The sequence below is a fragment of the Flammeovirga pacifica genome (assembly GCF_000807855.2).
In the GTDB taxonomy this organism is placed as follows: domain Bacteria; phylum Bacteroidota; class Bacteroidia; order Cytophagales; family Flammeovirgaceae; genus Flammeovirga; species Flammeovirga pacifica.
In genome coordinates, this window is the sequence record NZ_JRYR02000002.1 from 1,015,942 (window position 1) to 1,033,151 (window position 17,210).

Consider the following 17,210-nt stretch of genomic DNA (forward strand, 5'->3'; position numbering starts at 1 on the left):
ATTTAGTTGATCGTTTCAATTTTCCATTGAGCATAATAATCTGTAGAAGTACTTAGTAAAATAGGAGAATCATTTGATTTGGAAGTTGCTCTTAAATACTTTTTAGTCTCTTTATTTTTTACCAAAAAATAGCCTTCATTTACATAGATAAATTCCCACTGCGTCCATGCTCCGGTATTATTTAAAGGCTTAGTATAGACTTGTGCATTATTCTCATCCACCTGAGCTCTGATAAATTTCTGAGTTCCTTCATTTTTTATGTAATAATATGGAGCGAAATCCTCTACTAATTTCCAATGGGTCCAACTACCCGTTCTAGAGTTATTAGTTTGTTCTATTGCTACATCATCACCTTCTCCTTTTACCCTGAAATAAAAATCAGTCTCTCTATTTCTTAAGCGAATATTATCAGTTGTATTCGGAGATTGATACATGGGATCTTTTTCCCAAACTCTAACATAATCCACCTCTGCAATAGATAAATCTCCAATAGGCTGATTTACAAAATCACCATCACCAAAACTAGCCCCAATAGAAAGCCATAACCATTCTTTTACTTGTGGTACCCATATACCCTCATAACTTACTTTAAGTTCGCCATCATAGTAGATTTCCATTCGGTCTTCTTCCCATAATAAACCATAAATATGATAACCTTCATGAATATTAGGTGTATCATATTTTTTAGTGTTGGCTTTATGTGCTGCAGCATATCCATCAATATGAACTACTGCTTTAGTAAAATCTGAAGTCCAAGCTGATTCAAAAATATCTATTTCGGCTCCATCATTCCCTGTTCCATCTATATTTCCTTGTTCCTGTCCCTGTAACCAAAAAGCAGTATGATTTCCTTTGGATGTGTCCGCAATTTTGATGCGTGCTTCTAAATAACCGTATTTTGTTTCATACTTACCTTTAGAATCTACACTACCACAAAACATCTTATCATTGGATGCTTTTGACCCTTTTAAAATCAATTGGCCATTTCCATTTAACCAAACATGATCTTCAACCCAAAACCATGATTTAATACCTAATTCAGGTCGTGGTGCTCTTGATTTTGTACTTACAGTCTTCGTCCATTTAGAGGTATCTAAAGTAGTACCATTAAACTCATCAGACCAGACTTCTATCCACGCATCACCTAAGTCTAATTGTTTTTGATTACTTGATAAAAAATAAGGCTGATATTTAACCTCATTTTCCTTTTTCTGAAGTTGGCTATTGTCTTTAACACAACCCATAAAAAGAAAGAAAATAGTCAGAAAGTAAAATTCATTTTTCATACATTTTTTGTTTTGAGGTAGTAAATTAAATTCATGATCAAAAAACGAGTGTATTAGTTTGCACTCTTTTTTTATCGATACGTTGAGTAAAGTCAGTTGCATCTACCAGATATAAATGTCTGTAGATATTTGAAAAACCTTACCCCTTGAATTACACAGAATTGTTGTCACTCATTCTATATTTTAAATAGAACTTATAGCATCCTTTTGCATCTATCCAAGGGGAAAAGCTTTCTCATTTTAAATTGAATTTTTAGTACTAATAGTTACTTCTGCTGAAGTAAGTCCTTTGGACTTTGCTGTTAAAGTAATGGTACCCTCATTTTTAGAGGATTGTAAAATAGTCACACATTTACCATTAAATGCTTTTCTCTTATGTGCTACAAATGATTCCAATGAAGTTGGATCTCCATTGCCTACGCCAAGAATATTGGCTTCACCATCTAAATCAAATGTCACTAAATTACTTGCTCTAGGACATAAAACGCCATTTTTATCAACCACAGATACCGTTGCATAGACCACTTCCTCTCCATTGGCCTTTACCTCAGATCTATCTACTTCAATCTTTAATTGATGAGGTGTACCTGCTGTATATTTTATATCTTCTGCAATTGCATCTCCATTTTCATTCAATGCAACAACTTTTACTTCACCTGCATGATAAGTAATATCATCCCATCTTAAACGATAAGAATCATATAAATTACTTTGATTTTTTGTTCTTATACCTAATGATTTTCCGTTGATAAATAACTCTGCTTTATCATAATTGGTATAAGCATGAACACTTACTTTTTGACCTTCTTCCCAGTTCCAATGTGGCAATACATGTAGTACCTTTTCATTAGACCAATGGCTTTTATACAGGTAAAAACGATCTTTTGGAATACCAGCTAAATCGATGATTCCAAAATAAGAACTCTTTGTAGGCCATTCTTCATTGTAAGGTGTTGGTTCACCTAAATAATCGTAACCCGTCCATACAAACTCACCCATAATAAAATCATTATTTTCTTGCGCTTTAAATTCTCTATCAGGTGTTTGTGCCCAATTAGGGAAATCCATATCAAAAGAATTAGAGTGTAGACTAGGACGTATCTTGTGTTTTCCTTCTTTTGCAGGAAAGAAATATTCACCACGAGAACTTACTGTTGAAGCAGTTTCACTTCCATACATTTTCCATTCAGGATGTGCCTTATGTGTAGCTTTATATTTGTTCGGTTTGTAATTCCAACCAGGTAGATCTACTGCATCAGCCAAACCATTATCAATAGCTGCTCTATAATTATTAAACCCAGCCGTTGAAGGTCTCGTTGGATCCTCTCTGTGTACAATATCCGTTAAGAATTGAGCATTTTTGTATCCATCCTTTTTGTTTTGTTCTCGAATTTCATTTCCAATAGACCACATGATTAAAGAAGGGTGGTTTCTATCTCTATGAATGAGTGCCACCAAATCTTTTTCTGCCCAATCGTTCCAAAGTTTATTGTATCCATTTTCTGTTTTTGCCTCTTCCCATTCGTCAAATGCTTCTGCAATAAATAGGAAACCTAATTCGTCGGCTAATTGTACTAAACTTGGATCAGAAGGGTTATGAGTAGAACGAATGGCATTAGCACCCATTTCTTTCATTTTAAGTAAACGATGTCTCCATGCAGATGTGTTATGTGCTGCACCTAATGGACCTAAATCATGATGTAAACATACCCCTTTGAATTTCACAGATTTACCATTAAGGAAGAATCCTTTGTTATTGGTGAACTCTATTGTTCTAAATCCGAATTGACTTTTATATGTATCAACAATCTCATTTTCAATAGCAATTTGAGTAATTACTTGATACAGATGAGGAGTTTCCATCGACCATAATTTTGGTGATGACACCTCTAAATCCATTTCAATATTTTTTTCAGTATGGGTTACTTTTAAAGTTTTTGATGTTGAACTTACTCTTTCATCTTTATAAAAGATAGATTGAATAATTTCTATGTTCTTAGGTTCTTGTGAATCGTTTTTTACTGTAGTTTTAATATTTACCTTTCCCTTTGTTTCAGTAATTTCAGGAGTTGTAATGTAAGTCCCCCAATTGGTTACATAAACTGGATTAGTTTTTACAATTCTTACATTTCTATAGATACCTGCACCTGGATACCATCTTGATGATAAAGGTTTATTTTCTAGGTGTACTTCTAATAAATTATCTTGATTGTATTGAATATAAGAAGTCAAATCAAACTCAAAAGAAGAATAACCGTAAGGCCATGTTCCTACAAATTCTTTATTCAGATACACCTTTGCATGACTCATTGCTCCATCAAACTGAATAAAAACTTTTTTGTCTTTATCTTGATTAGAAAAATGAAGTGTTTTTTTATAAAAGCCTTTACCAATATGAGGTAAAGCACCTGTTCTACCTGTTCTTAACTTAGGTATTCTCTCACCATCTTCTAGTACAAGTACTTCTTGCATATCAATTTTCTTATCAAAAGGCATTGATATAGCCCAATCGTGAGGTACAGTTACATTACTCCACTTTTGTGGTAATGTATCATTATACTGAAATTCCCAATCGTCTGTTAACCTTGTAACTTCTCTATTGTTATTATCAATTTTATCTATTTTTTGACAACCGAACGTACATCCAAAAAATAAGATTACGAGATAAAATAAGTAGTTCGTTTTCATATATGAATCATTTTTTAAGTGGGGAACCCCAAAAGGTTCCCACACTTTTTATATTTTCTTACTTTTCTTTCACAGAAACATTATCTATCAAGAAGTACCCACCATCATTATCTTTTCCTTTATAAATATTAAAAGTCAAAGAGTTATGTCCTGTTGGTACTGTATATTCAAAAGTGGTCTCCGCCCATTCTGAACTTTCAGTAATTGTTTCCTGATGTTTTAAAGAATTCTCATTTGAAGGTTTAATCGTAAATTTTAGATCTTTACCTGGCCCATCTTCCCATTTGGTAAACAATGAGAAAACATATGTTTTACCTTCTTCTACTGTAATCGTCTGAATGATAGAAGCATCATCTTTTTTCAATCGACCACATTGCTCGCCTTCATAAGCTGTTGCAATTGCTGAAGTGATAACATCTGCAGATCCCGAATTATAACCTGACCAAGGAGATGTTGTTGCACTTAATGCACCCGCAGTAAGATTTTCAAAATCACCATCTTGAACAAGATCTTCTGTAACTGGCGGTTCTACATCACCTTCTTCAAATAGTAGTACATCATCAATGTGAACGATATTTTCAAATTCTCCACCTGGTTTTATAATTGTGATTCTTAGATCTGAAGTAGTTGCATTTGTTTCGAATGTCAAAGTACTTTTTGTCCAATCTGTTGATGAATCAAAATTACCATTCAATAACTCAGTTTTCCCTCCGTCTGTAATATCGAATATCTTGATAATACCAGCTGTAGTTGGAGCAGTCAACCATTTAGAATGTAAATCAATAGCATACACTTTATTACCACTAATTCCATTAACTACCTGATTTAAAAATGCACCATCTTTGTTATTATCCATTGATAATACAGCATATTGCTCTCCTGTATGTGCACCTGCTATATCTTGAACAAAACTTCCATCAAAGCCATACCAAGGAGTACCAGTACTTGGGAAAGTACCAGGTGTTACAGTTTCAAAACCACCATCAACAATTAAACCTGAATCTGGTACTGGTTTCACATCTGGATCAGGGATAACTACTTCATCAGTTTTAAATACAGCAACCTCATCAATATATAGTACTGTTAAACCAGCGTTTGTATTATCGTTTGTACCTCCTTTATAAAACACTAAGAATACTTTTGTTGTATTTGGTCCGGTTGTAAATTTAGTTTTTACATCTGCCCAATCTGTGCTTGTAGAGATTTCTTCTGCATACAATCTATCCCAACCTGCTTCAGGCTTACTAGATGGTGTTCTGTCTTGAACCTGAACTAAGATGGTACCATCAGGGGTACTCGCCCATTTTGTTGAATAATTAAATTCATAGACTGTATTTGGTTCAACTGTAATTTCTTGCAGCATTGAACCACCGTCACCATTTTTATCTTCTTGAATTTTACCAGATACCATACCATGTCTTGCAGTAGTTTCATCTGTAAATCCATTATCGTATCCACCCCAAGCACCATCGATATTTCTTAATTCGAAACCGCCATCAACAACAAGACCGTAATCTCCAGCTTCAGGAATTTCTCCGCTACCTCCACCTGTACTTAAATTGGCATCATGTTCAGCATAAAGAGCACCCAAGTCTGTCAGCATATCAGTATTCTGCTCATAAATAGCTGAAATATGTAAAGCTGCTTGATTTTTAGCTCGACCACCGTCAAACCATGCATACCTTTGGATATAACTAGCGGCATCCATCATCGGAAGTAATTCAGCCATTAAGTCATAGGCTTGTTCTTTGGTTCTTTTATTTGTTTCTGGTGATGTAGCAGTCCAATCTGCCAAACCCATTTCAGTAACCCATATAGGCAAACCCCATTTAGTATTCGCATTTTGGAAGGCTTCCATCCATTTATTGGGGTCAATTGAATCCGTGTAACGGTGTAAACAAATAAAATCAACTCTTAATCCTTTAGCATTAGCTTGCACCATAAAATCGTCTAACCAACCACTGCTTAAACTTGCTGGAGCTGGTGAGCCTAAAGGCACGCCAACAGTTTCTAAAAGTGGCCAAAGTTCAATGGCTTCTTCTACAGTCATATGTGCTTGGTCTTCTTTATCTGGCTCGTTAAAGCCTAATAAATAAGAAATCTTTCCTTCTGCAGCTAATTCTTTTAATTTTTCAACTTTACCAGCTACATCATTTCTTCCCCAAAGCATAGGAACAAATTCAACGTTATCAGGTAGATCTGTAGGATAATCGTTACCCCATGAGTAATGCCAGTATGGTAAAACTCCTGCCACACAATTTGACCATATTGGTGTTTTTAAAGTTTGTCCATACCCTTTTTTATAATAAGATACCTCAGGTGCTACTTCACCTTCACCTGCTACTGGTCTATTGTTAATCATATCATCCAAGTCACAACTTATTAATGTTGCTAACAATGGAAGAATTAGAATTATATTTTTGAATGTATTTTTCATGTTAGAGTCAGATTAAATATCATTCTAGAGGGTGTCAAAAAACAGCCCTCTAGATCAATTAAGGTTAAAAAATTACCAACCTGGGTTTTGAGATAAATTGGGATTTCTGTCAATCTCAGTTTGCGGAATTGGCCACCAATAATGCTTACCCTCGTTAAAAGTTCTTTCATGAAAAATCACTTTATTTTCGAAGTCATTTTTGGCAGTTTTCCATCTTAACTCATCAAAATATCTTAAACCTTCAAAAGCCAATTCTACTCTTCTTTCGTGTCGAATTTCTTCTCTTAAAGTTTCTTGGTTTAATGACGCGTCAACATCAGGCATACCTACTCTTCTTCTAACTTGATTTAGTGCATTAAATACATCACCTGATGGTCCACTAAATTCATTTTTTGCTTCAGCATACATTAGTAAAACATCAGCATATCTAATTATCATGAAATTTCTATCTCCATCTCCATACATCCCAACTTCTTCACGGATATATTTTTGGATACCATACTTTGTAGCTTTTACTACATTGTCCCATTTTTCTTGATCTAACCAAGGTTCACCACCTCTTAAAATAGAATGGTCTAATCTAGGATCTCTATTTGCAAACTCAGCCCAATAATCAAAAATACTAAGCCCTTCTGCTTCTAATTCTTTTGCACTTTTGGGTACTCCCTTTTCATCTGCCCATACACTAAATGGAGTTGCGTCGGGATCATCTTCTGGTTTTAACCCATTTTTAGTATAAAAGTCATGTACTAAATTTGGTAATACACCAAAGTGAGATTGAGGCTGCTTTTTATATGTACCACTAAACTTCTCACCTGATCTCATGTTAGAAATAAACTGAACAGAGAAGATAGATTCCGAACTATTTTGACCTTCAGCAGTGAATAGCTGTTTATAATCATCCATCAGTCTGTACTGTCCTGAATTGATTACTTCCTCACAATCCTTTAATGCTTTCTCATATTCTTGATGATATAAATACACTCTTGCTCTTAAAGCTATTGCTGCATATTTATTGATTTTACCAACGAATTCACCTTTTTCAGGTAATAGCTCGATGGCATTACTCAAATCTTCGATTATTTGATCAAATACTTCTTCTTTAGAAGATTTTTCAATTCTTGCTTCTTGAGGAGAAACCACTTTTAAGATTAACGGAACATTATTGAACAACATGTTTAAGTTATTGTAAAATAATCCTCTTAAAAATAAAGCTTCACCAATTGCTATATCCTTAGCCTCTGCGTTAATTGACATCCCTGGAGCATTGTCCAGAATTTCATTTGCTCTTCGAATACCTTTGTAGTTGTCATTCCATACCCAACCAATTCTATCGGTGGCAGGGTTATGTTGACCTACAGAAATATCCCAATATTGCATCCAAGTCCATTCGTTGTAACCGTTATCACTGATACAATCCAAATCTCGAATACCTCTTCCGTAAAGTTCTTCAGGAGTTAAGCTTTCGTAGGCTGCAGTGACTGCTAAGTTCAAGTGATCTTCTGTTTTCCAGAATGAATCTTGATTAAGTGTATTATTATCTTGTAAATCTAAATAGTTACTACAAGAGAAACATGTAGCGCCTAATAGAGTGATTAATGCTTTTTTCATGTTACTACTTTTAGAAGATGATGTTTGTACCAAATGTGATTGTTGTTGTTTGAGGATAAGCTTCGTTTCGTGATTGATTAGCATATCTCTCTGGATCCCAATGACCTAACTCCGACCATGTTAAAGGATTGGTAGTGTTTACATAAAGTCTGAATTGTTGCATTTTTAATTTTCTGCAAACATTTTCATTAAAATTGTACCCTACTTCTACGTTCTTTAACCTTAGGTAAGAGGCGTCTTCCACCCAGAAAGAAGATACTTGCTCATTGTTTACATTACCCAATCTTGGTTTTGAAGCATCCGGGTTATCTGGTGTCCATCTGTCCATCCAATCTGTAGTCCAGTTCATTAAATTATTTCCACCACCACTATGATGACCCGTAGCAGAAGAATAAATATCTACATTTTGTACCCCTTGGAAGAACATTTTCAAATCAAATCCTTTGTAGGCAACCCCTAGATTAATACCATACATATATTCAGGGTTAGGGTTACCAATGATTGTTCTATCTTGATCATCAATTACACCGTCACCATTAATATCATGGTAAATAAGGTCTCCTAACTGAGGAGTTTGTCCATCGATATAAGGATATTTTTCTAAATCTTCTGTTGTTCTATAGATTCCTGTATTCTCATATCCAAAGAAAGAACCAATAGCTTGACCTTCCATATTTACTTGACGGTTATTGATATACTGCGTTTCGCCTTGCATATCAATAATCTCATTCTTAATGTTGGTGATATTGAATCCAATATTATATTCGAATCCAGAATTTCCCACTTTATTAAAGTGATTTACAGCCAATTCCCATCCAGTGTTTTTTACTCTTCCGGCATTTTGATAAGCAGGATTTGAAATACCTGTAGCTCCTGGTATCGGTAATTTCAATAAAATATCGTCGGTATCTTTTACAAAATAATCTGCAGTAACCGTTAACATATCATCCCAAAAACCAAAATCAGCACCTACACCATAAGAAGTTGTTGTTTCCCACTTAATGTCTGGATTAGCTAAATCAGTTACTGCTAAACCGCCATTAGCAATCGAAGAACCATCAAAAGGATAGCCATCTGTAGGAGTGTAAGTCTGAGAATAAGGATAATAACCAATTTTATCGTTACCTAACTGTCCCCAATTGGCTCTAAATTTACCAAATGAAAGGAATTCAGCATCACTTAAAAATCCTTCATTAGAGAATATCCAACCCGCTGACAATGCTGGAAAAACAGCAAACCTATTATTAGAAGGGAATTTAGATGACCCATCTTGTCTTACGTTAGCTTCCAATAAATATCTATCATCGTAATTGTATTGAAATCTACCAAATAAGGATAATAATCTTGACTCATTAAAAGTACCATTCACTGTAGGGTTACTTCCTGAACCAATCTCTGTTAAGTCATTACTTGGTAAATCAGTTACTCTAACATTCGTCCATTTATGTGCATAAGAATTCATTGTAGTACCAACTAAAACATTGATATTATGCTTTCCGAAACTCTTAGTATAATTGGCTGTGTTTTCCCACTGAACAGTCTCATACGTATTGGCTGCGTCCACTAATGAATTTTGAACTCTTGTTATATCAGAATCATTACCATCATTGTCTGTTAACTGAAAATCATATTTATGAGATTTGTTAAATCCTTGAGTAAATGAATAACTAAAGTTGGTCTTAAAAGTCAATCCTTTTATTGGAGTAAACTCTAAATAAGGGTTGATTGTAGATTTATTTGAGTTATTGTATTGTCTACTTGCCTCTGTTGCATAAAACAGTGGGTTTTTTGTATTGATTTCATAAGGGTTACCAGATGCTGATCCCCAAGAACCATCTTGATTAAACACAGGTACTAGAGGAGATGAATTGGCGATTAATCGCATTACACCTTGATCGTCTGAGTCTGCTGATCCTTCTGATTTTTTAATTGCTCCAAAGAAATTAGTACCAAATTTAAATCCTTTTCCGAGGTCACTTTTTAAATTGATTCTGTAGTTGATTCTCTCCGCAGAAGTACCGTACATAATTCCTTTTTGATCTAAATAACCTAAAGAAGCCATGTATTGTGTTTTTCCCACTTTTTGAGATAACGACACTTGATGATTTTGGAAGAAAGCTCCATCTTTAAATGTTTCGTCTGCCCAATCTGTATTGGCATATCTATAAGGATCACTTCCTGCTCTTGCTATATCCATCTCCTCATCAGAATAAATCGGATTTCTTCCTGCATTAATATTTGCTTCATTTTTAAGCGTCATATAATCCCAGCTATCCAAGAAATCCGGTAAGACTGTCGCTTTTTGTAAACCTGCATAACCGTTATAGTTTACCTTTAATTTTTCTGTAGCTCCACCAGTTTTAGTGGTCACTAAGATTACACCATTGGCAGCCCTAGTACCATAAATCGATGCTGAAGCAGCATCTTTTAAAACCGAAATACTCTCAATATCCGAAGGCAATATATCTTGCATACTACCCGGAACACCATCAATCAATACTAATGGACTTGAGTTATTTAAAGTACCGTTACCTCTAATAATGATTTCTGCCCCTGCCCCTGGCTTACCGCCAGACTGCGTGAGTTGAACACCTGCAATTCTACCTTGTAATAAAGACTCAGTATTGGTTACTGCTTGGTTTCCGACATCTTTATCAGGATTTACAACACCAACGGCACCCGTTAGATTTTCTTTCTTTTGTGTACCATAACCAACGACTACAATTTCAGAAAGTAATTCTGTTGATTCCTTTAATACAACACTGATGAACTCTTTTGTTTGAACATCAATTTCTTGTTGTTCAAAACCCATAAAACTAAAGATGACAATGTCTTCTTCTGATTCAATAGGTAATTTAAATGCTCCTTCAAAATTAGTGATTGTACCATTGTTAGTCCCTTTAATTTTGATATTCACCCCTGGTAGTGGTAGACCCGCTTCGTCTTTTACTTCACCCGAAACAATTCGGCTTTGTGCTTGTGATTGATACCCCATACATATGAAGCATAATAAAAGTAATAAGCGAAAAGGATACTTCTGTGCTTGATAGAAACTTTTCATAAAAAAATGCTTAATTGTTTTCTCAAGAACTCGTCTGAACAAATTGAAATTGAGTTCCTGATTTTTCATTTCATTTAATGGCGTCTTTGCAACGTTGATGTAAATATGAAAGGACGTTGAATAATTTACTCGTCCATTTTCGTCAATATGTGACTATTTTACACTTAATTAGTTTGGTTATTGATTTTCAGTTATTTAAAAGTATACATCAATTTTAATCTTCAAAAAGTTTGATGAATTTAGACAACAAATGAAGAATATAGTCATTATGCGAAGATAAGAATATAGCTATATTTGTTGATGTATTTGCAACGGTTATTTTGTTAACCATTTTTTAATGTTTGTCAATGATACACTTATCAAAATTTTATTCCGCATTACTTCTAATGTCTATATTCGTCTCTTGTAAGAGCGAACAAAAGAAGTCTTATCAGCCTCCAGGTAAAACACCCAATATTTTATTAATAATAGCTGATGACCTCGGAGCACATGATTTGTCTACTACAAATTCAAAATATTACGAAACACCACATATAGATCAAATTGCTGCAAAAGGTGTTCAATTTGATCAAGGTTATGCATCTTGTCAGGTTTGTAGCCCATCAAGAGCAAGTATTATGTCTGGTAAATCTCCAGCAAGACATGGTATTACGGATTGGATTGGTGCTCCTGAAGGAGAAAAATGGAGGAAACAAAAAAGATTCAATAAACTTCTCCCCGCTTATTATAATCATCAATTAGATACTTCTTACATTACCATGCCTGAAGCATTTAAAGCCAATGGCTACACCACTTTCTTTGCTGGTAAATGGCATGTAGGTGGTGAAGGATCTCTTCCTGAAGATCATGGTTTTGATATTAATAAAGGTGGTTTCCATGCTGGAAGTCCTAGAGGTGGTTATTTTTCTCCTTACAAAAACCCTAAACTAGAAGATGGTCCTAAAGGTGAAAACCTAAGTATGAGGTTAGCACAAGAAACTGTACAGTTTATGAGTGAGCACAAAGAGGAAGCATTCTTTGCTTGTCTATCTTTTTATGCTGTTCACGGACCTATTCAAACAACAGAAGAAAAATGGAGAAAATACAGAAATAAAGCGGTAGAAAAGGGAGTGGATTCTGTAGGATATAAAATGGGTAAATTTCTTCCTATTCGTCAGCATCAAGATAATCCTGTTTACGCAGGTTTAGTAGAATCAATGGATGATGCTGTAGGACATGTGATGCAATCATTAAAAGAATTAGGATTAAGTGAAAATACGATAGTTGTTTTTACTGGTGATAATGGCGGGGTATCTGCTGGAGATGCTTTTTCTACATCAAACTTACCATTAAGAGGAGGAAAAGGTTATCAGTTTGAAGGAGGTTTAAGAACACCTTATATCATTAGTGTACCTTGGTTAAAACAAAAAAATGTACATTCTAATGTACCTGTTACTCATACAGATTTTTATCCTACACTATTAGAACTATCTGGACTACCTCAATATCCTGAACAGCATCAGGATGGTGTAAGCCTTGCACCGTTATTTTATGGGAAACCCATCGACAATCGTTCTATTGTTTGGCACTACCCTCACTATGGTAATCAAGGAGGTGAACCTAGTTCAGTAATTCGTTCTGGTAAATGGAAATTGATTCACTATTATGAAGATAACCGAGAAGAACTCTATAATCTTGAGTTAGACGCTAAAGAAGAAAATAATATTGCTGATGATTACCCTAACATCGTTAAAAATCTAAGTGATTCCTTATTTACTTACCTTAATGAGTTAGGCGCACAATATCCTGAAAAAGACAATACTTGGTCTTTAGAAAAAGAAGAGAAATTCTTGGATAAAGTAAGAACCAAAAAGATGGGATCTCTTGAAAGTAAAAGAAAAGAAATGCTTGGAGAAGATTTCCAACCCAATAATGATTGGTGGGGTTCTCAAAGGATTATTGACTAAATCTCCCCTTTCTGTAGGGTAATTGATTAGAGAATCGGAAAAGTATTAACACACATTACTATGGTCCGATTCTCTAATTCTAATAAAAAATAGGTTATTTGGGGATATATATAAATAATGTATGACTGAATGAACAAATTACTAAACTACTTATTATCATTTTTATTACTATCTCACCTATGTTACTCGGAAACTAAAACGGATTATTTATACGAATATTTAAACGTTTCCAATGGACTGTCCAATAATTCTGTAACAAGAGTGGTAAAAGATAATCTAGGACAATTTTGGTTTGCGAGCAGTGAAGGAATTGTGAAACTAGATGCTCAAGGTTTTGACTATTTAAAACCTTCAAAACGTTATGATCAATTTTTTAGTGAAGACATAGAAACACTAGAATTGGGATCTAACAATATTCTTTGGGTCGGTACCAAAAGTGGAGGATTATCACACTATAATATTGCTAAAGATCAGTTTGTTAGCTACAATCATCTATTTAAAAAATATACAAGCAATAATACTTTCCTTAGGGTTACAGCTCTTAAAGAAACCACAAATGGTTATTTATGTATTGGTACTTGGATGAGTGGATTTTTTGTATTGGATTTATCAACAGAAAAAATAATTTTCCATCAGCCCAATAATAAAGTTATTCAATCTATTCAAGAGGTAAATGATGGTAATGTCTGGTTTGGTTCTTCTGGAAACCTTTCAGAATATGATATCAATAGAAATAAAATTATTAAACACCCCATAAAAACTGTACAGTGGATAACAAAGATTATATACGACAATAAAAGAGATGCCCTCTATTTTGGTAGTTCTAAAGGTGTTTATGAATACTCTATAAAAGATAAAAAAACGAAGAAATTTATTGGCGAGAACGATGAGCAGTTACGTTTAATCAATTCTATAAGGATTGACCAACAAGGACGTTTATGGGTAGGTACTTGGAAAAACGGTCTTTATCGAAGTAACCCAGAGAAATCTATCTTCAAGAAAATCGAGCTTACCCCTCCACATGAACTCAATAAAAACTATCAAGGAGTAACCGATATTTTTATTGACAACAATGATATGATTTGGATCACAACTACTCATGGTGGCGTTGTTAAATTAATAGAGAATAGAGGTTTCTATAAGATTGTAGATACTTTTAAAGCCCCAATTGGACTAACTGACAATAACATTAACTGCATTTTTGTGGATCAATATGGTGCGCATTGGATTGGAACTAAGAATGGCGGAATTGCTTATAAAGGAGTTCATGATACAAAGTATTCAATTCTACCTTCTTCGGATAATTTAGTGATTTCATCATTTAGTAGTATTGGTCAGAAAATGTATGTGGGTACTTCAGAAGGTTTAATGGTGTTACCACTGAATGATCCTACTAAAAATATCTTCTCCTATGGTTCTTCTAAATTTAGAAAAATCAAAAGTCTATACTATGATCCACAAGATAATCTAATGTGGGTGGGACTTCAGCAAAATGGTTTAGCCGTTTTTAATACCAATGAACGCTTTAATCTCGAAAAGATTGATTATTACAATCCCCAAAATAAAAACCAATTTTACTTTGAAGCAGATCGTATTGAACATATCATTCCTGCCGATGAAGACCATTTGTGGTTAGGATCGTTTAATGGATTGTACAAATTCAACACAAAAACACGCACATCGACTTTCATTGATCTAAAAGGAAAATTTGGGTTTCCCTCTAACATCATTCTTTCATTATATAAACACCCAACAAAAAATTTACTATTTGTTGGAAGTGCCAATGGTTTATTAGTTCTGGATGTAAGTGGAGAAAACATAAAATCATTGGGTTTTTATAATCATAAAAATGGCTTAGAAAACAACGGTGTAAATGCCATTACAGTTGACGATCAAGATCAAGTTTGGCTTGGATTATCAAAAGGAATTAGTTGCTTGAATTTAGAGACTAAAACCATACAAAATTATACAAAAGAAGACGGTGTAGATATTTCATCAGTCAATGTTAGTGCTGTATTTAACCATAAAGATTTAATCTATTTTGGAGGACAAAAAGGTTTGATTGTCTTTTCTCCTCATTTTATTGCTTCAAAAAATAAATTGTCCGACGTGTACTTTTCCCAACTAAATATCAATAATCGTTTGATTGGAGTTGATGACACGTTGAATAATCATGTTATCTTAGAAGAAGCCCTTCCTTTTACAAAAAAAATTGATCTTTCTTATAAAGAAAAAGTCATTCGATTAAGTATCAATACAACAGATAATATTGATCAGAAAAATATTGATTATCACTATAGAATAAAAACTATTTCAGATCAATGGATTGACAATCAACATTCTTCTAGCATTACAATAACACAATTACCCGTTGGAGAAAATATTATAGAAATCAAAGCTTGTAAATATGGTAAGTGTGGGGAAATCAATCAATTGATTATTAACATGTCTCCTGCTCCATGGTTTTCGACAACTGCTTATGTGATTTATCTTATCCTTTTTGGGCTGATCTTATATAGTATTTTCACTTTCTTTATTCGTAAAGAAAAGCTTGAAAACGAGGTACGGTTAATTAATCTAGAGAAAGAAAAGGAGCATGAAATCACTGAAGCTAAAGTGAAGTTTTTCACTAATATTTCTCATGAAATCAGGACTCCTCTTACCTTAATACATTCTCCTTTAGAAGAATTATTAGATGATACTGAGTTACCTAAACAATACAGAAATAAGCTTCAGATTATCAATAAAAATGCAGATAACCTCTTAGTACTTGTGAATCAGTTGTTGGATTTCAGGAAAATGGAAAGTAAGAAGTTAGAGCTTAGTTATCAATATATTTCCATTAGAAAACTGATAGAAAATAAGTGTTGGGAATTTCAGTCCTTGATCAAATTTTCAGGTTTAAACCTTGATTTTCAATCCAAAGTAAGTGAAAATCAATTGTACAAACTCGATCAGGAAAAGATTGAAATAGTGATCAATAATTTATTATCCAATGCTATTAAATTCACCCCAAAAGGTAAAAGTATTCAAATCGAATTGAAGGTGAATGATCATATTTTAATTCGTATCAAAGATCAGGGGGTTGGTATCAAAGAACATGATCTAAAATCAATATTTAACCGCTATTATCAAGGTGATACATCAGATAATCCTTCTCAAAAAGGAACGGGAATTGGATTGGCTTTATCAAAGAGTATTATCAATTTACATGGCGGTGATATTTATGTAAAAAGTGATTACGGTAAAGGAAGTGAATTTACAGTCGAGTTACCAATTCTTGATGCCAAAGTTGAACAAAGCAATGGGGAAATTCAAAACCTTACTGAGGTAAACTCTGATGACAAACCTCGTTTGTTATTGGTAGATGATAACAACGATATTTTAATCTATCTCGAAGATATTTTTTCTAAAGACTATCAAATCATAAAAGCAGAAAATGGTTTAAAAGCCTATCAACTATTAGAAAAAAATGAAGTGGATTTAATTATCTCTGATGTAATGATGCCTGTGATGAATGGTATGGAATTGTGTCAGAAGGTAAAAGAGCATCCTGATTATCAAAATACTCCTATACTTCTATTAACAGCCAATGCCACAACCGATAGTGAAATTACTGGTTTAAAAATTGGTGCGAATGATTACCTCAGAAAACCTTTTAATAGTAAGGTAATTAAGGAAAAAGTCAAAAACATTTTGGCTTATAAAGCACAACTTATTGCTTTTTATAAGTCACAACTTCAACCTGCAGTTACTAAAAAGGAAGTTATTAAAACACCTCCTAAAAAGCTTTCAGATGATGAAGTATTTATCAAAAAAGCAGTAGATTATATAGAAGAGAATATTGATAGTGAAGCTCTTAATGTCGACTCATTATCCAATCATATGTGTATGAGTCAGTCAACTTTGTATAGAAAAATCAAATCTGTTACAAATACTACTATTGTTGCTTTTATTCGATCAGTACGATTAAAAAAAGCCGCACAAATGCTTCTAGACAATGATATAGAAATAAAGGAGTTAGCAGAAAATGTAGGAATTAATGATGTGAGGTATTTCAAAAGAGAATTTAAGAAACAATATGGGGTTGATGTCGATCAATACAGTCAAACATTAGAAAACTCTTAAGTTTTATCTGTAAATGCACGAAAAATAAAAAGTCTCTTGTAAATTACAATTGG

The 17,210-nt window shown here is 33.8% G+C and carries 7 protein-coding genes; 2 read left to right on the forward strand and 5 right to left on the reverse strand.

All coding sequences use genetic code 11. The features are described from left to right. Window positions 1–2: 2 nt before the first annotated feature. From NH26_RS22965 to NH26_RS22985, 5 genes are all read right to left on the reverse strand, one after another. Entirely contained in the window at window positions 3–1,286 is a 1,284-nt protein-coding gene (locus tag NH26_RS22965; protein WP_158022016.1) for a glycoside hydrolase family 16 protein, read from the reverse strand. Between the two features lie 240 nt (window positions 1,287–1,526). Then, a complete protein-coding gene (locus NH26_RS22970; RefSeq protein WP_044227615.1) occupies window positions 1,527–3,974 on the reverse strand; it encodes a glycoside hydrolase family 2 TIM barrel-domain containing protein in 2,448 nt (815 codons plus the stop codon). Window positions 3,975–4,032: 58 nt separating this feature from the next. Further along, window positions 4,033–6,411 (reverse strand): glycosyl hydrolase, encoded by a 2,379-nt coding sequence (locus NH26_RS22975; RefSeq protein WP_084812345.1) that lies wholly within the window; start codon window positions 6,409–6,411, stop codon window positions 4,033–4,035. 72 nt (window positions 6,412–6,483) lie between these two features. Then, on the reverse strand, window positions 6,484–8,022 hold the full coding sequence (locus NH26_RS22980) for a RagB/SusD family nutrient uptake outer membrane protein (RefSeq protein ID WP_158022017.1): 1,539 nt from the start codon (window positions 8,020–8,022) through the stop codon (window positions 6,484–6,486). A 10-nt stretch (window positions 8,023–8,032) separates the two neighbouring features. Then, entirely contained in the window at window positions 8,033–11,083 is a 3,051-nt protein-coding gene (locus tag NH26_RS22985) for a SusC/RagA family TonB-linked outer membrane protein (protein ID WP_044227621.1), read from the reverse strand. Between the two features lie 386 nt (window positions 11,084–11,469). Here NH26_RS22985 and NH26_RS22990 point away from each other — a divergent pair, with 386 nt between their 5' ends. Together NH26_RS22990 and NH26_RS22995 are read left to right on the forward strand one after the other, a co-directional pair. Next, on the forward strand, window positions 11,470–13,029 hold the full coding sequence (locus NH26_RS22990) for a sulfatase (RefSeq protein ID WP_044227624.1): 1,560 nt from the start codon (window positions 11,470–11,472) through the stop codon (window positions 13,027–13,029). A 129-nt stretch (window positions 13,030–13,158) separates the two neighbouring features. Then, the gene (locus NH26_RS22995) at window positions 13,159–17,157 is read left to right on the forward strand and encodes a hybrid sensor histidine kinase/response regulator transcription factor (RefSeq protein ID WP_044227627.1); all 3,999 of its coding nucleotides are present in this window, start codon (window positions 13,159–13,161) and stop codon (window positions 17,155–17,157) included. The last annotated feature ends 53 nt before the right edge of the window (window positions 17,158–17,210 follow it).